Source organism: Paenibacillus foliorum (assembly GCF_013141765.1).
Classification (GTDB): Bacteria; Bacillota; Bacilli; order Paenibacillales; family NBRC-103111; genus Paenibacillus_S; species Paenibacillus_S foliorum.
In genome coordinates, this window is the sequence record NZ_WHOD01000009.1 from 118,528 (window position 1) to 134,323 (window position 15,796).

16 protein-coding genes and 1 riboswitch are annotated in these 15,796 nt (G+C 46.6%); of the genes, 10 read left to right on the top strand and 6 right to left on the bottom strand.

The window, feature by feature from the left end; all coding sequences use genetic code 11:
• Positions 1-24 precede the first annotated feature (24 nt).
• Positions 25-786 carry a hypothetical protein gene (locus GC093_RS02440; RefSeq protein ID WP_171650257.1) on the bottom strand — a complete coding sequence of 254 codons (762 nt, stop codon included), beginning with the start codon at positions 784-786 and terminating at the stop codon, positions 25-27.
• A 262-nt stretch (positions 787-1,048) separates the two neighbouring features.
• Between GC093_RS02440 and GC093_RS02445 the strand changes: the two genes are divergently transcribed.
• From GC093_RS02445 to GC093_RS02455, 3 genes are all read left to right on the top strand, one after another.
• Entirely contained in the window at positions 1,049-1,744 is a 696-nt protein-coding gene (locus GC093_RS02445) for a 3D domain-containing protein (RefSeq protein ID WP_171650258.1), read from the top strand.
• 308 nt (positions 1,745-2,052) lie between these two features.
• Positions 2,053-3,705, top strand: a complete 1,653-nt coding sequence (locus tag GC093_RS02450) for a glutamine--tRNA ligase/YqeY domain fusion protein (protein ID WP_171650309.1) — start codon at positions 2,053-2,055, stop codon at positions 3,703-3,705.
• Between the two features lie 199 nt (positions 3,706-3,904).
• On the top strand, positions 3,905-4,075 hold the full coding sequence (locus tag GC093_RS02455; RefSeq protein WP_171650259.1) for a hypothetical protein: 171 nt from the start codon (positions 3,905-3,907) through the stop codon (positions 4,073-4,075).
• 137 nt (positions 4,076-4,212) lie between these two features.
• Here GC093_RS02455 and GC093_RS02460 read toward each other — a convergent pair whose 3' ends face one another.
• The gene (locus tag GC093_RS02460; protein WP_171650260.1) at positions 4,213-4,635 is read right to left on the bottom strand and encodes a DUF3995 domain-containing protein; all 423 of its coding nucleotides are present in this window, start codon (positions 4,633-4,635) and stop codon (positions 4,213-4,215) included.
• A gap of 287 nt (positions 4,636-4,922) precedes the next feature.
• Here GC093_RS02460 and GC093_RS02465 point away from each other — a divergent pair, with 287 nt between their 5' ends.
• The 3 genes from GC093_RS02465 (at position 4,923) to GC093_RS02475 (ending at position 6,972) form a co-directional block, all read left to right on the top strand.
• Positions 4,923-5,459, top strand: a complete 537-nt coding sequence (locus GC093_RS02465; RefSeq protein ID WP_171650261.1) for a helix-turn-helix domain-containing protein — start codon at positions 4,923-4,925, stop codon at positions 5,457-5,459.
• A gap of 227 nt (positions 5,460-5,686) precedes the next feature.
• Positions 5,687-6,091, top strand: coding sequence for a DoxX family protein (locus GC093_RS02470; RefSeq protein WP_171650262.1), 405 nt, complete (start codon positions 5,687-5,689; stop codon positions 6,089-6,091).
• Between the two features lie 104 nt (positions 6,092-6,195).
• Positions 6,196-6,972 (top strand): DODA-type extradiol aromatic ring-opening family dioxygenase, encoded by a 777-nt coding sequence (locus GC093_RS02475; RefSeq protein ID WP_171650263.1) that lies wholly within the window; start codon positions 6,196-6,198, stop codon positions 6,970-6,972.
• Between the two features lie 84 nt (positions 6,973-7,056).
• Here GC093_RS02475 and GC093_RS02480 read toward each other — a convergent pair whose 3' ends face one another.
• Together GC093_RS02480 and GC093_RS02485 are read right to left on the bottom strand one after the other, a co-directional pair.
• Complete coding sequence (locus tag GC093_RS02480; RefSeq protein WP_171650264.1) at positions 7,057-7,635, bottom strand: DJ-1/PfpI family protein; 579 nt, start codon at positions 7,633-7,635, stop codon at positions 7,057-7,059.
• 70 nt (positions 7,636-7,705) lie between these two features.
• A riboswitch (ZMP/ZTP riboswitch) is annotated at positions 7,706-7,785 on the bottom strand.
• A 143-nt stretch (positions 7,786-7,928) separates the two neighbouring features.
• A complete protein-coding gene (locus GC093_RS02485) occupies positions 7,929-9,050 on the bottom strand; it encodes a CdaR family transcriptional regulator (RefSeq protein ID WP_171650265.1) in 1,122 nt (373 codons plus the stop codon).
• A gap of 273 nt (positions 9,051-9,323) precedes the next feature.
• Here GC093_RS02485 and GC093_RS02490 point away from each other — a divergent pair, with 273 nt between their 5' ends.
• Both GC093_RS02490 and larA read left to right on the top strand, forming a co-directional pair.
• Positions 9,324-10,484, top strand: a complete 1,161-nt coding sequence (locus GC093_RS02490) for a glycerate kinase (protein ID WP_171650266.1) — start codon at positions 9,324-9,326, stop codon at positions 10,482-10,484.
• 20 nt (positions 10,485-10,504) lie between these two features.
• Positions 10,505-11,767, top strand: a complete 1,263-nt coding sequence (gene larA / locus GC093_RS02495) for a nickel-dependent lactate racemase (protein WP_171650267.1) — start codon at positions 10,505-10,507, stop codon at positions 11,765-11,767.
• Positions 11,768-12,337: 570 nt separating this feature from the next.
• Here the strand turns inward: larA and GC093_RS02500 are convergent.
• On the bottom strand, positions 12,338-13,219 hold the full coding sequence (locus GC093_RS02500) for an NAD(P)-dependent oxidoreductase (protein ID WP_171650268.1): 882 nt from the start codon (positions 13,217-13,219) through the stop codon (positions 12,338-12,340).
• 246 nt (positions 13,220-13,465) lie between these two features.
• Here GC093_RS02500 and GC093_RS02505 point away from each other — a divergent pair, with 246 nt between their 5' ends.
• Positions 13,466-14,206 carry a DUF975 family protein gene (locus GC093_RS02505; RefSeq protein WP_171650269.1) on the top strand — a complete coding sequence of 247 codons (741 nt, stop codon included), beginning with the start codon at positions 13,466-13,468 and terminating at the stop codon, positions 14,204-14,206.
• A 36-nt stretch (positions 14,207-14,242) separates the two neighbouring features.
• Entirely contained in the window at positions 14,243-14,818 is a 576-nt protein-coding gene (locus tag GC093_RS02510; RefSeq protein WP_171650270.1) for a DJ-1/PfpI family protein, read from the top strand.
• Between the two features lie 92 nt (positions 14,819-14,910).
• Here the strand turns inward: GC093_RS02510 and GC093_RS02515 are convergent, their stop codons facing one another.
• Positions 14,911-15,768 (bottom strand): LptM family lipoprotein, encoded by an 858-nt coding sequence (locus tag GC093_RS02515; protein ID WP_171650271.1) that lies wholly within the window; start codon positions 15,766-15,768, stop codon positions 14,911-14,913.
• Positions 15,769-15,796 lie beyond the last annotated feature (28 nt).

Consider the following 15,796-nt stretch of genomic DNA (forward strand, 5'->3'; position numbering starts at 1 on the left):
ACGTTACGTCCTTCTTCGGATTGCCTACTTCCGGCTCTCTTGCTCTTGATTCTCTTTAGATATCTCTAGCGCTTTACTCATCTGTGCAGTCTTCTCTTTATAGTCGTTCAACAGCTTGGGGAGCAGCTCCTTGATTGCCGAGCTATCATCCGCTTCCACCGCTTTAGTGAAATCCACTTGCAGTTTAAGTTGCGGTGAAGCCTCTGATTCTTGTGTGCTAATTATACCATCCGAAACCACTGCATCCAATGGAAAAATAGCCCCTGTAGACTCAGTCCCGACTTCGGAATTAGTGGATTTATTCAAACGAACGCTAAATAAATTTTTCCCTTCCTGTCCTTCATTCGGAGCCACAACTTCCATACCATGCTCCCCAACCTCTGTTAAGGAAGGTACGATATTCTTGTCCAGCTTTTGAAGCTTAGCAGCCTCAGTAACCTTGATTGCACGGGTCGAAGACATCTTAGGGAATTGCTCTTCAACCTGTTTACGTCCTTCGAATGCAGCTAACCAAGCAGCTTCATCCGCCGGGGTGTAGGCCTTGACCAGCATTTGCAAATATTTACGTTCATGCGCTTCATTCTGCAACAGTCCTGGATGAGCTATCCGATACATGAACACCGGCTTCGCTTCCCCATTCAATGCATTCATTGAAATACTGACAGACTCAACCGCCTGTACCTTTGAAATTTGGCCTGCGGTTTCAGCCGAGGCACCTCCAACAAGACCTAAAGTTAGTGAAAACATCAATGTACCTGCGGTTACATAATGCCATGCTTTTTTCATTTTACATTGCTCCTTTGCAGTTGAAATGGTGTAAGGACTTGCCTCTCACAACTTCATCCTAACAAAACAATGCGGGAGCAATATCGCAACTTTATGGGAAATTATGTACCGACTTCATATATATCCTTTACGATTCATTCCAAATATGTTGGGTAAATAGTAGCTTGATAGGTTTACATTCCAGTAAATCCGGCAAATCTAGTATTAGAACTCTATTAATGACTCTATTATTACGATTTGAAAAGGGAGGATTTGAGACTATATGCATCAGCTAAGATTCATTCTTATACTTGGTGTTTTACTTGTTTGTATGTCAGGTACTGCCTTGCAAGCCTTCGCTTACTATTATGATGAGGATGCGTACGACATGAATGAGCTTGCTTATGGCCCGATTTACTGCCCTTGCTCTATTCCTGAATCGGACCCTGTTCCGGAGGCAGAAGTTGTTATACCGCAGCCATTGAACTACCAGGTGAATGCCGGGGATACGCTATATAAAATTGCAAAAGAATTCAACGTGTCGCTCCCCTCCCTGATGGCATTAAACGATACTATAGACCCCAAACGGCTAACAGTAGGACAGCAGCTGCAAATTCCCAATTCAGACACAGCTATTCCCCTGCCGGATGGACAGAGCAAAACTATCAAGAGAGTATTAAGCTCCACACTTACCGCCTATACAGCAGGCATTGAATCAACTGGCAAAACAGCTTCCCATCCTCAGTATGGAATCACCTATAGTGGCAGTAAAGCTGAGGAAGGAAGAACTATCGCGGTTGATCCCTCAATTATCCCTATTGGAACGACGGTTTACATTGACGGGGTCGGCATTCGTACGGCGGAGGATACTGGATCAGCAGTCAGGGGTTCGCGAATCGATGTCTTTATGGATGATGTTGGACAAGCACTCAATTTTGGCGTCAAAAGAAATGTCAAAGTATATGTGCTTTCCACGTGAAAATGCATAGCTCTTCTTTCTTTCTACAAAAGCCCTTCCTGTTTTATGGAAAAAGACTCACCATCCTAGGTGGCCAAGCTGCGCAAAATGATGGGGAGCTGGAATAGCAATTACAGTTTGAGAGCTGCCCTGGCAGCTCTTTTTTGGTACAAGCATCTAAGCATTCGCCAAAAAAATCATAGATTCAGAGAAGCAACCATTATATTTCACAGCGTTTTTGTGTATTATATGATAATAAACTACTACGCGAGGATAAAGTATAAAGCTAAGCTTATACTTTCTTAATCTACTGAGAAAGGTTGATTGTGTTGGAAAACCCGTCTGCATCATCTAATTTTATCAAAAACATTGTTATTGAAGATTTAAATTCCGGCAAAGTCGATCATATCGTTACCCGCTTCCCTCCTGAACCCAACGGCTATTTGCATATTGGGCATGCCAAAGCAATCTGCATTAATTTCGAGTTGGCTGACGAATTTAAGGGCCGAGCTCATCTTCGTTTCGACGATACGAACCCAGTAAAAGAAGATATCGAATATGTTGAATCTATTAAAGAAGACATCCGCTGGCTCGGCTTCGAGTGGGATGCTTTGTTCTATGCTTCAGATTATTTCGAAGAAATGTACAATCGCGCAGTGCTTCTGATCAAGAAAGGCAAAGCCTACATCGACGATCAGTCTGCTGAAGAGATCCGCATTACCCGTGGAACCTTAACGCAGCCAGGTCAGGATAGTCCTCACCGTGACCGCAGCGTTGAAGAAAATCTGGATTTATTCGAACGGATGCGCAACGGTGAGTTTAAGGACGGCGAACGAATTCTGCGTGCGAAAATTGATATGGCGTCACCAAACATCAATTTACGCGACCCGGCCCTCTATCGTATTTCCCATACCACCCATCATAATACAGGTGATAAATGGTGCATCTACCCGATGTACACATTTGCCCACCCGCTTGAAGATGCAATTGAAGGAGTTACCCACTCCCTCTGTTCCTTGGAATTTGAAGACCAACGTCCTTTTTACGATTGGGTCATCGAAGAATGTGAAATGTCCAACCAGCCGAAGCAATACGAGTTTGCACGGCTTAACATAACCAATACCGTCATGAGCAAACGATTTCTGAAGCAGCTTGTGGATGAGAATATCGTAGACGGATGGGACGATCCTCGGATGCCGACCATTTCCGGTTTGCGCCGCAAAGGCTTTACTCCTGAATCGATCCGTACTTTCGTTCGTGAGGCTGGAGTTACTCGCAGCAACAGCATTGTGGATGAGCGGATGCTGGAGCATTTTATCCGTGAGGATCTGAAGCTGAAAGCTCCGCGGACTATGGCTGTGCTGCGCCCTCTGAAGGTTGTCATCACGAATTATCCGGAAGGTCAGGTCGAGCAATTGGATGCTGAGATTAACCCCGAGAATCCAGAAATGGGCAACCGCCAAATTTCGTTCTCACGTGAAATTTATATTGAGCAGGACGACTTTATGGAGAACCCGCCGAATAAATATTTCCGCTTGTTCCCTGGCAACGAAGTCCGCTTGAAGAATGCCTATTTCATCAAGTGCAATGAGTTCATCAAGGATGCAGAGGGCAATGTAACAGAAATCCATTGCACCTATGATCCGGAAACGAAGAGCGGCAGCGGTTTTACCGGGCGCAAGGTCAAAGGGACAATCCACTGGGTGGAAGCTACTCAGGCGATCCCTGCCGAGTTCCGTCTATACGAACCGCTCATTATGGATGACGCCAAGGAAGAGGGGGACTCATTCCTCGACCGCATTAACCCTAACTCCTTGCAAATTATCAGTGGCTATGTGGAGCCGAATATGAAGGATGCCACGCCCCATGACAAGCTTCAATTTTTCCGCCACGGTTACTTTAATGTCGATCCGAAGCACACCTCTGCGAGCAAGCATGTTTACAACCGCATTGTATCCTTGAAAAGCTCGTTCGAGATTTAATTCGAACTCATTAGCTTTAGCTTATAAAGAAAGACAGCAGCTTCCTTCTTGGGGAGCCGCTGTCTTTTTTCCATATCCCTATTGGTGAAACGATTACCGCTACTGAGATATCGAAAAAATATTTGGCAAGATGTCACATCTTCCCATATTGCTGCATATAATGTTTTGTTGAGAATACTTTCATTTGGAGGGATTGTTCGTGCTAGCAACAGATGAACTTTGTGAAAAAGAGCTGGTCATGCATAAGTTGCAGGACATGGGGCTCGATCAAATCTCGAATTGGATCAATGAATTGCCGGAAGACAAGTGGAAAGATAAGTTCGTCCTACATTGGCCAACTTTGGTAAAAGAGTGCGGCATTCGAGTATAGTACTGGCTACATAAAGGCACGGCTAGCAACCGTATCACCGAGTGGAACAGCAGTAACTTGTATACCTTTTGCAGCCTATAGCGTGAAAAGAAGGCCCTCCTCATATTGAGGAGCGGCCTTCTTTATCGTTGTATGTCCTACAGTGAAGCCAAGTACAACAACACGGCCATCAGTAAACACAACGGACTGTAAAGCTGTGTGTCCATAGCGGCGAACCGCGTGCTTTTTACACGTTTGAAAAAACCAAGATAACGAAAATCCCCAATAGCCCTCAGCAGAAATGCCGCTGCGAAAATCGTGCAGCCCCAGCCTGTCACCACATTGGGTCCAAACCCTGGCAGCAAACCGCCATGAGCCAGAACCATAATTGAGATCGCAAAGAGAATGACGGCAATGACAGCCGTTCCTGCTGGCCGTGGCTCGAATAACGGCTCTGTCTCCCCTTCTCTCACTGGAAGCACTCCCTTCGTGCCCCATTTGCCTCCTGCCGCCCAATACAAGTGAATCAAACCAAGCAGCATCAGTATGCCTGAACCTGCCAAAACTGCAATCATGCTCATAAGCCGTCCCTCCGACAATACCCTGTTTGGCCTACCCTGTACGGGCATCTAGGTCTTTTCCGTTTGTTATATTAGTATTATTAAAACACATTTAGGTGACGGATAGATATAAAAAAAGCTGCTGAACCGATTTTCATTCGAAGAGCAGGCATTCGTGCCTTGTGAAATAATATTCATGGTTTTGCTTTCGTTAGACAAACTCCTAGTCGAAGTTCTGGATTTCCTGCCGCGGTTTCGCTAAGATGGAAACAAATACGATACATTTTCAAACAAATGGAGCTGGAAAGATGGAAATCGGTGCAGCAATAAGAACTATCCGCAAAAAAAAAGGAATTACCATTGGGCAATTATGTGAAGCAACCGGCCTGTCACAAGGTTTCATGAGTCTGGTCGAAAACAATAAAACCTCGCCTTCCTTAGCTACCTTGGATTCAATTGCCGGTGTTTTGCAGGTTCCGCTTGCCTTCCTTCTGTTGAAGCAGGAGGAGCGAATGAAGGTGGTACGCAACAAAGAGCGCACCTTCAGCATGTACAAGGATCAATTAAAAGTAGAGCATCTTGGTCAGGAGGGCGGGCTCCGCATGCTGCTGATCGAGGTGCCCCCAGGTCCCCCTTCTAACTTGGAGTTAAGCGTCCACGAGGGGGTGGAATGCCATCTTGTGCTAAAAGGAAAGCTGCTCGCCAAACAGGGGGAAGACGAATACATCCTTGAGGAAGGCGATACCTTCTCCTGGCAATCATTCGTTCCTCACCAAGTAACCAATATTGGCGAAGAAACGGCTGTGATATTGATCGCCAGCTATAATGAAAATCGAAAAGACTGAAGTCTAGAGAGCTGCTCGACCTTAACAGGTATGGGGCAGTTTTTTTATTAATCGAAAAAGTCCGTGTCGCCATTTGGGCATTACTGTTAAAAAAACGATTTGAATATTAGTAATACAAATAATAATTATATTTTACATATATTTATATTGACACTGACCCTATTTTCGTGATAAATTTTATTTAAAGTAATCAACTTACTATTTTAAAGTTATAGGGGGAGAAAATATTGAATCAAGCAAGCAGTATTATTTATACAATTGTACGTATTCTATTAGGTGTAATGTTTATCGGACATGGGGTTGCCAAATTCCAAATGGGATTAGGTAATACCGCGGAGTGGTTTAGCAGCATCGGCTTACCTGGATTCTTTGCATATGTTGTCGCTTATTTAGAGTTAATTGGCGGTGCGGCATTACTTTTAGGCTTCGCGACTCGTTATATATCCATCGCATATGTTCTGTTGATGATTGGGGCTATCATTGTAGTGAAGCTGCCTATGGGGCTCTTGGGCAACGCTCAAGCTGCAGGCTTTGAATTGGAGCTTGCTTACATGCTGGCTGCTCTAAGTCTTACTGTTGACCCTATGAAGGGCTGGGGAATCGACCGACTTCTGTTTGCACGTAAAGCGTAAGACGACGGCAGCATCATTGGCAGCTTGATCGACAGCTGCTTCTTTCGGAACATGAACTATTTATATAAATCGATTGAATCAATATCATTAAGGAGGTAACAATAATGGGAGCATCTTATTTTATCGGACACGGATCGCCTATGCTTGCTCTTCAAGACATACCTTACACACAAGACATACGTCGGTTGGGAGAACAGCTGGGCAAGCCTGAGGCGGTTATTTTGTTCAGTGCCCACTGGGAGAAAAGGGAGCAATCCCTAACCTATACGGACACAACTTATGAAACGATATACGATTTCGGTGGCTTTCCTGATGCCTTATTTCGTGTGAAATATCCGGCAGTTGGCTCCAAGGCGATTGCCGAGGAAGTTCATGCACTGCTTGAATCAGCTGGAATTTCCGCACAATATGATTCTACTCGGGGCTTGGATCATGGGGCTTGGGTTATACTGCGGCATTTATTCCCTGAAGCAGATATTCCGGTTATTGCATTGTCCGTAAACCCATTGCTGCCGCCGGCACAGCAGTACAGCATCGGTCAAGCGCTGGCCGTGCTTGCAGAAAAGCGCAACATCGTCATTATTGGCAGTGGAGCCACGGTTCACAACTTCCGTAAACTAGATCTGCGTGAGCCGGATCGCGTTGACAGCTGGGCCAAGGAATTCGATGACTGGATGATTCAACACATACAGAGCTGGGATACCACCTCTCTGTTCGATTACGAAAGACTTGCTCCCCATGCCAAAGACGCCACCCCGGATCAAGAGCATTTCCTGCCTCTATTCCTAGCTATGGGAGCTGGCGACAAGCACCGGAAGCCTGAGCTGATACACCAAAGCTACCAATACAGATCGCTTAGCAACATGATATTGAAGTTCTAATGACACATGGTTTATATAAAAAAATCCCCTGCCGCTATTAGTTTAGCGTAAGGGGATTTTTGATAGTTTGGTTTCATCATCTTTTCACATAAAACTTCCTGTTTGATAATAAGGATAATCCATAACTTGTTTAACCTTATTGGCTATTTCAGCATTCGTTAAAGATTCGACTACATAAAGTCCTAAATCAATCGATGTGGATACTCCCCCGCCAGTAAAAACATTTCCATCCCTCACCACTCTCTCTTTAACCACCTCTGAACAATAAGGTACCAATAACTCGTAAGCGGATGGATTCGTCGTTGCCCTTTTTTCACTTAGAAATCCAGCTGCCCCCAAAAGTAAGGCACCCGTACAAACTGAAACTTTATATTTTACATCCTGAGCTGTTTGCAGCCAAGATACGAAATCCTTATCATATTGTAATTGTCTTGTGGCCATTCCTCCTGGGATAAACAATAAATTATACGCTGATAAGTCGGGTCGAACATGATTTATTTTTATTGTCATGCCCCGATCGTCCTTGATCTCTTCTTTTGTAGAGCAGAGATCCCATGATACGTTATCCATTGCATTTAAGATTTTCAACCACGTCACAGCTTCGAAAAAACCACTAAAATCCAAGGTTGTCATCTGATCAAATAATACAAATGCCATTTTCATTACGAACACCTGACCTCTCGTTTTTTTAGAACAACCTCTATAACAAAAAAAGTACTTGATCATTGATCAAATACTTTGCCCAGGCGTACGGCCGATTATCAGTGTGCTCCCTCGTGGTTATCCACGTTTACGCCAGTAACCCACCGTTTTAATTGCTAGGATGATTGTATAGTTATTTTCCATTTTTTTCAATATCTTTTTTCTTTATCTAGCTATGCAACGGGGTTCAAAAATTAGTTTCTGAAGATATAATGTACAAAAAACTGGGGCCACTGCCCACTCCTTCTGTCATGTTATTCAACTAGATCGGCCTTCTGCTTATGCTTATGCTTGCGTTCCCAGTCAATCCATAGAGCCATCTGCAGCGCCGCTGCTTCCGTGAACACTTGCGGATCGCAGCCTGTGAGCTCTTTAATCCGCTTAAGTCGGTAGATCATCGTATTCCTATGAACATAGAGCGATTGCGCGGCTTCTTGGATGCTCATGCTGCAATCCAAAAATGCTTGCAGTGTTTCGATGAGCGTCTCGGGCAGCTCCCCAAGAAGTCGCTCCGCAAATCTATTTTTGCTCCCTGCATCCGACTGCGCAACAATTGCCCGAGGCTCGAAGCCTGCGTAAGAGGTCATCCCGTTCCCGTTCCCCCCAAACTGCAGCGCAAACTCAGCCTCCCGAAAGGCAGCCGGAATATCCGCACGGTTCTTTGTCGGGAGAGAATATCCTACACGGAAAGAGACTCCCAAGTGCAGCAGCATTTCACACAGCCGCTCTCTTTTATCCGCCGCTTTCCCCTCGGTAATACCGTACAGGAGGATGACAATTTTGCCAGGGCCGACTACGCATACCAAAGCCTGCCCCACTCCGGTCATTTCCTCTATTTTTCGAACCAGCTGTTCGTTGTAGGCCACATCCTGATTCGTTTCTAGAATGTAAGCATAATAAGCAGGCTTTAGTCGGAGGTTAAGCATTTGCAATCGATCATCGACTTTTTCAAAATCTGAATCCATCTTAATCAATTCTTCCAATATGGCTTCTTTTGCCCGGTTTCGCCATTCCTGCTGAGACGTCAAAATCCTCTGGTTGAGCATCAGCTCCGTCGTCATCTTCACGATTTCTCCGAATTCGGAGACATCCTCGGGTTGACCGGTAATGCCTATAGCTCCAACTATCTGCTCTCGAAACACGATGGGGACATTAATCCCGCACAGACTTCCTTTCCAATGCATCCGGTTCGCTTCATCAATAATCAGAGGTTTGCCCGTGCGAATCGCCTCCAGCGCTCCTTCATGCCGCTCCCCTAGTCGCTTACTATCACCGGATGCAATAATTTCCCCCTCGATGTCCATCATATTGATATTGCGGTGCAAGCGATGCATCGTCTCCCGCACAATGTTTTCGGCTATATCCTTAGTAAGCATCCCTAACACCCACCCAATTTCATCCAATATTTTTATGTAAAATAAATAAATATATAGTTTTATATCAATGATTTTTTTGTATATTATAACTAATTCTTTCTGATTTGTCCTCCTATATAATAGCGGTATAAGCAACCCACCGAGCCACAGCGAATTAAAGCTGTCTGCGAACAACCATTCACTTATCAACCGTAAGGGGACGGAAGCCAGAAGCTGAACAGCATCAACCCGTTATCTATACCAGGAAAAAATTAAAGGAAGGCGGCGTTCCTATTGAAAATTGTAATTGCTCCCGATTCATTTAAAGGCAGCATTAGCGCGGCCGATGCCGCAGCAGCTATTGAGCGAGGTATTAAGCGGTATCTTCCGGAAGCGGATACTGTAAAGGTGCCGGTTGCCGATGGAGGTGAGGGCACGATGGACAGTCTCATCCATGCCGCAGGCGGCAGGAAAGTAGACGCTGTCGTAACCGGCCCGATCGGCTTGCCCGTGGAAGCGGCCTATGGCCTAATAGGGCAGGAGCAGCGAGTGGCCGTAATCGAGATGGCCAGTGCATCCGGCCTGTGCCTCATCACCGCCGAGCAGCGCAACCCGCTCATCGCGACCACCTACGGCACAGGCGAATTGATACGGCAGGCGCTCGACGCCGGATGCCGTGAATTTATATTGGCGCTTGGCGGGAGCGCCACCAATGATGGGGGCGCCGGCATGCTGCAGGCGCTTGGGATGCGGCTGCTGGATGCATCGGGCAGCCCGGTCCGCTGGGGCGGCGGCGCGCTAAGCGAGATCGCAGCCATTGATGATAGCGCGTGGGATCCGCGCATCGCCGAGTCCCGCTTCCTCATCGCTTCGGACGTGCAAAACCCGTTCATTGGCCCGAAGGGTGCGTCCCATGTATATGGCCCGCAGAAAGGGGCCACCCCCGACATCGTGCAAGAGCTGGAGCGGAACATGGCTGCTTGGGCCGATACCATTGAAGCGAAAACCGGTACCCGCGTGCATGACCTCCCAGGAGCTGGTGCGGCAGGAGGAATCGGCGGTGCGTTTCTCGCCTTCTTCCCCACCTCGATCCAACCCGGTATCGAAGTGGTGATCCACTATTCCGGGCTTCGTGAGCACTTGCTGGGAACCGATCTGGTAATCACCGGCGAAGGCCAGATCGATTTCCAAACCGCCTTCGGCAAGACGCCAATGGGCATCGCCCTCGAAGCCAAGAAGCTGAACATCCCCACAGTTGCGCTCGCTGGATCCGTTGGCACAGGCATCGATTCGCTGCATGACCTCGGTATTACGAGCGTTCACAGCATCGTGAACGGACCCATGACACTGCAAGAAGCAATGGATCGGGCAGCCGAGCTGCTGGAGCTGACAGCCGAGCAGATCATTCGTACATACGCTCCTGCCATCAATCAGCAGCACGGCTCCAAAGAGTAACAATATAAGGGGTGATTTCATTGAAAACAACGCTGTTATATGGAAAGCATGGCCTATCTGTTGAGGTACCCGATCATGCAGTGCTTGTGGAGCCGCATGACATACCTGGAGTGGCCGAAGAGAAGCAAGCCGTTCTTGAGGCGCTGCGCCAACCTATTGGTACGCCACCCTTACACGAGATGGTTAAGGCAACCGATCAGATCGTCATAGTCATAAGCGATATTACACGGCCTACCCCCAATGATAAGCTGGTTCCATGGATTATTAGTGAGCTCCCTCATGTTCCTCTTGGACAGATAACGATACTTAACGGAACTGGCACTCACCGGGATCAAACCCGCGAGGAATTCATACAAATGCTCGGTGAGTCAGTTGTTGACAAGGTACGGGTGATTAATCATCATTGTCAGGAGCCTGATGAATTGGTCAAGGTGGGACGGAGCTCGTTCGGCTGTGACGCCTACTTAAACAAAGCCTATGTGGAAGCTGACTTCCGCATCGTCACTGGTTTCATTGAGCCGCATTTCTTCGCCGGCTTCTCTGGTGGATGCAAGGGGATTATGCCTGGAATCGCTGGTCTAGAGACGATTATGACCTTCCACAATGCGCGGATGATCGGCAATCCCTTATCTACCTGGGGCAACCTGATCAATAATCCGCTGCAAGAGATGGCTCGCGAAATCAACCTGATGTGCAAGCCCGAATTCATGCTGAACGTCACGCTCAACGGACAAAAGCAAATCACCGGCGTCTTTGCCGGCGAGCTGTTCGCTGCGCATGCCGAAGGCTGTGCCTTTACGAAGCAGCATGCTATGGCTCGATGCGAGGAACGGTTCGACGTGGTTATCACCTCGAACTCTGGTTATCCGCTTGATCAGAACCTATATCAAGCCGTCAAGGGCATGAGTGCCGCGCATAAAATCGTCAAGCAAGGAGGAGCGATTCTCTGTGCCGCTGAATGCTCAGACGGCATCCCTAATCATGGCAACTATTCGAAAATTCTACAGATGGCCGACACCCCCCAGCAGCTGTTGGATATGATCGAGGATCCGAATTTCCAAATGTTCGACCAGTGGCAGGTCCAGAAGCAGGCAGTCATTCAAGTGTGGGCTGATGTTTATGTTCAATCAACCCTGCCGGATGAGGAAATCAGGAAGTCCATGCTGAAGCCTATGAGCAGCATTGCAGATACGCTAAGCGAGCTCAAGAAAATATATGGCGAGGGGATGAGTGTGGCTGTACTCCCGCAGGGACCACTTACTATTCCTTATGTAGAGGAGTAATTGAATCATTTGCATCCCAGTTCGGAGTCTGTAGACACTTAGATTAAAACCTTACTTGAATTCCAGCTACCTCATTAGTGATTCTATATAAACAGCGGAAATGATTTTTCCCTTATTTCCAAGAAAAGCATAGAAATGAAGAAATAGAGGAACCGCTCCTTCCGCTATCTCTTCGTTTTATGGTAAAATCCCCATGTTATCCAAATATAACGGAATTATAGCTTCCGCTATGATCATTAATTGGATGAGAGCGATTAAATAACGGAACTCTCAGTTCCGCCACTTTGTTATATCATAGCTTATATATAAGGAGTGTATGGCTATGAATACAGTCATTTGTAGCGTTACCCCCAGTAGGCCGAACTACTTATATATAAAAGAGGACACGTGAGTTGCGCTACATACAGCGCCATTCACGTGTCCTTTTTATGAGTCAAACATTTGCCTTGCTTGTCCCTAGTTGCTCTTACTTGCCTTTGCTCTTGCTCTTGCTCTTGCTCTTGCTTGCTCTCACTTACTCTTGCCTGCTCTTACTCCCACCAATCCTAAGACGGACAGCAGTCTTTTTCCTTACTTATCAATAATTTTGTACAATGCTTGAGTGCCGCTGTTCTCTTCGCCAATTGCCGCAAGCTGCTCGTACAATGATTTGGCTAATGACAGGCCCGGCATGTCCAGCTTCATTTCTTCTGCCGCCTGTAAGGCGATTCCCATGTCTTTGATAAAATGCTTCACATAGAAGCCTGGATCAAAGTTCTCAGCAATAATACGCGGTGCCAGGTTACTGAGCGACCAGCTGCCCGCTGCTCCAGACTCAATGCTTTTCAACACGGTGGATGGGTCTAATCCTGCTTTTTTCGCATACACGAGGGCTTCGCATACGCCGATCATGTTGCTTGCGATAGCAATCTGATTGCACATTTTTGTATGCTGACCAGCTCCGGCTTGTCCTTGGTACACAATGTTTTTTCCAATGATTTCGAACAACGGCAGCACAGCATCGAACGCTTCCTTAGCTCCGCCCACCATAATAGACAGCCTTGCTTCCTTAGCTCCTACGTCACCGCCGGAAACTGGAGCATCCAAGGATATCATCTTTTGCTCAAGAGCTGCTTCATATATTTTCACTGCCAGCGCTGGGCTGGATGTCGTCATATCAATAAGGTAGCTGTTCGGCTTCGCATTACGCAGAATCCCCTGCTCACCCAAATACACTTCCTCCACATCGCTCGGAAAGCCTACCATCGTAATGATAACATTACAGTGCTGCGCTAATTGTCCAGGGGAATCCTGCCACTTGGCTCCCTGCTCAAGCAACTCCTCTGCTTTGGCTTTCGTACGATTGTAAACATGAACCTCAAAGCCTGCTTTAATGAAATGACCGGCCATACTTTTCCCCATTACACCTGTACCTACTAAACCTATCACCGTTTGCTCTTTGTTTAATCCCACAATCATTACCACCTTTCATCGAAGTCCAATCTTATTTTATAAAAAGGGCTTAAGCGGAAAACAAACCATTCATGATGTTCTTCCAGTATAACAACAATTATCCTGCAATATAACCTCCCACCACAAGTTGATGCTCTACGGACTGCATTTTATGGTATAATTTGGCTGGAAGTAAGTACTATTACAAGGAGCGGTTATTAGGACTGCCTACTTTAACAAACAAAATTAGTCTTAGGGGGGATACACATGTGGGATCGCAAGGTTCTCAAAGCAAGAGCCAAAGATGTGCTCAGATTGTCCTACTGGAAAGCATTTTTAGTTAGTCTTATTGTTGCGTTTGTCGGAGGTTCCAGCAGCGGGTCCTTTAATTTCAATTTTAATCGGCCTTCCAGCTTCCATTCTCCAGGTAACGAAGACTTCCCTTTGGTGGCTCTTATAATCATCATCATTGTTGCTGCTGTTGTCATCTTATTTGCTCTAGGTTTTCGTATTCTTCTCGGTTTTCCGCTTGAAGTTGGGGCGAGACGTTATTTCTCCCAGGCCGCGCAGAATGATGTCAACATGAACAACCTCGGATTCGCTTTTACCAAAGCGAGATATCTTGATATTATAAAAGCTATGCTGTGGCGCGCCTTTCTCACCTTCTTATGGTTCCTGCTGCTCATCATTCCAGGTATTGTTAAAACGTATGCGTACAGCCTTGTTCCTTATATTTTGGGAGATAATCCGAATATCGGGTATAAGCGGGCCGTTGAATTAAGTAAGAACATGACAGCAGGCCAAAAGATCGATATGTTTGTATTGGATCTTTCTTTTATAGGATGGTATCTGTTGGGGACTCTAGCGCTGTTCGTCGGCACCTTATTTGTATTGCCTTATGACAATGCAACAAAAGCGGAGTTGTACCTGGCACTGCGCCAGAATGCGCTTGAGCAAGGTATGTGCAGTTATGAAGAGCTGGGGATGGACCGCCCCATTAGCGCATAAAAGAAGGTTTCTTTTAAAAGGAGAGAATGATAACGAATGGGAAAAGTGTTATGTTTTATTTATCCAAATATGGCCGAGTTCGAGGTCATGTTCGCTTTCCACCGCCTGCTGACTGTCGGTAATAAAGAGATCATTACCATTGGCAGTGACCGGAATCCTCTCGTCAGCCAATCCGGATTTATTTATACGGCAGCTGCTACGATTGAAGATGCCTTCGACTACCCGGATGTAGAGGCGCTGCTGATACCGGGAGGACCGATTACAGAGCAACCGCCTCAGCTCACGCAGCTTATTCAACAGCTCGACCGGGAGCGTAAGCTGCTTGCTGCGATCTGCAACGGCCCTCAGTTTCTTGGCCGTGCGGGCATATTGGACCGTCACAGCTTCACTACTTCCTGCTCACCGGCTTCTATCGCAAGCCTCGGCGTAAGCGACCCTTTTCCACGCGACCAATTTCTTCAGCAGCGGGTTGTCCGTGACGGACATGTGATTACTGCTACCGGCCGCGCTTTCGTAGACTTCTCCTTCGCCGTCTTCGATTGGCTGAACATTTTTGACAGCAAGGAAGAGCTGCAAGCCTTATATGAAGATATCCGCGGGCCTATTTCATAGCGCCCGTCTTTTTTGGGCGTTCAAGCTTAAGCGGATAACAAAAACAAAAAACCATCCCCTCATCAAGCTTGGGATGGTCGGTTTCACATCATTTATTTCACATCTACTACAAACGGTACAGTGAATACTTTACCTTCATGCTGGAACTGGCCCCATATTTTGTAGATGCCGCTTTGCGGAAACGTTGTAGCGAATTTCGCATCCGGTCCTGACGCTTTTTCATCCACAGGGTGAACATGGAGGTACTGCTCAGCATCCTTGGATAAAATGACCACATGTCCTACCGCACCTAGATAGGGCTGCAGGTTATTGATCCCCTTCTTCGTTGCCGCGTCCCGAATGTTGAACGTTAAAGTAACTTCCTCCTTCGCTTTGGTTCCACTAAGCTTGAGCTCAACTTCCTTATCTCCGATTTGCTTGATACGATTGAGGTCGGGCAGCACTTCGGCTATCGCTGCTTCCTGTCCTTTGACCTGCAGCCATTCGCTTTTGGTCTGATTGGAGCCTCCATCCGGGATGAAGTCGGCAATTACTTTATACTTGCTTCCTGAGGGAAACCGGGTTTTTACCGTGAACTTGCCGTTGCCCTGATAATCGGGATGAATATGGTTAAAGAAAGATAAATCCTGACTGACAACAATGAGATGCATCAGCTTTTCATGATTTTCTTTAAATTGTTTAACCGGGGTACCGTCTTCAGCCGTTACTTGTATCGTTATTTCTGTATCCTGATTGGCATTTACTCCACCATCACCAAAAGTAAATGAAGCCTTAAGCTTATCCATAGCGGATGCCCCGCTGTTAGTATTACCGGCACTAGCCTGCCCATGACTGGCCCCATGCCCGGATCCGTGGTTGTCACCTGCAGTCATTGCTCCTTTCGAGCTGCCGCACGCCGCCAAGGTGCTTAGTGCAATTATCGCAAGCAGTGTAACCATAATTTTCTTCATAGGGCTACTCTCCACTCTATTTTTAGAA

Bases quoted from the DNA above. Each gene is read 5' to 3' on its own strand.
- GC093_RS02440 (WP_171650257.1), bottom strand. From the start codon at position 786: ATGAAAAAAGCATGGCATTATGTAACCGCAGGTACATTGATGTTTTCA.
- GC093_RS02445 (WP_171650258.1), top strand. From the start codon at position 1,049: ATGCATCAGCTAAGATTCATTCTTATACTTGGTGTTTTACTTGTTTGT.
- GC093_RS02460 (WP_171650260.1), bottom strand. From the start codon at position 4,635: ATGAGCATGATTGCAGTTTTGGCAGGTTCAGGCATACTGATGCTGCTT.
- GC093_RS02465 (WP_171650261.1), top strand. From the start codon at position 4,923: ATGGAAATCGGTGCAGCAATAAGAACTATCCGCAAAAAAAAAGGAATT.
- GC093_RS02475 (WP_171650263.1), top strand. From the start codon at position 6,196: ATGGGAGCATCTTATTTTATCGGACACGGATCGCCTATGCTTGCTCTT.
- GC093_RS02480 (WP_171650264.1), bottom strand. From the start codon at position 7,635: ATGAAAATGGCATTTGTATTATTTGATCAGATGACAACCTTGGATTTT.
- GC093_RS02485 (WP_171650265.1), bottom strand. From the start codon at position 9,050: ATGCTTACTAAGGATATAGCCGAAAACATTGTGCGGGAGACGATGCAT.
- GC093_RS02505 (WP_171650269.1), top strand. From the start codon at position 13,466: ATGTGGGATCGCAAGGTTCTCAAAGCAAGAGCCAAAGATGTGCTCAGA.
- GC093_RS02510 (WP_171650270.1), top strand. From the start codon at position 14,243: ATGGGAAAAGTGTTATGTTTTATTTATCCAAATATGGCCGAGTTCGAG.
- GC093_RS02515 (WP_171650271.1), bottom strand. From the start codon at position 15,768: ATGAAGAAAATTATGGTTACACTGCTTGCGATAATTGCACTAAGCACC.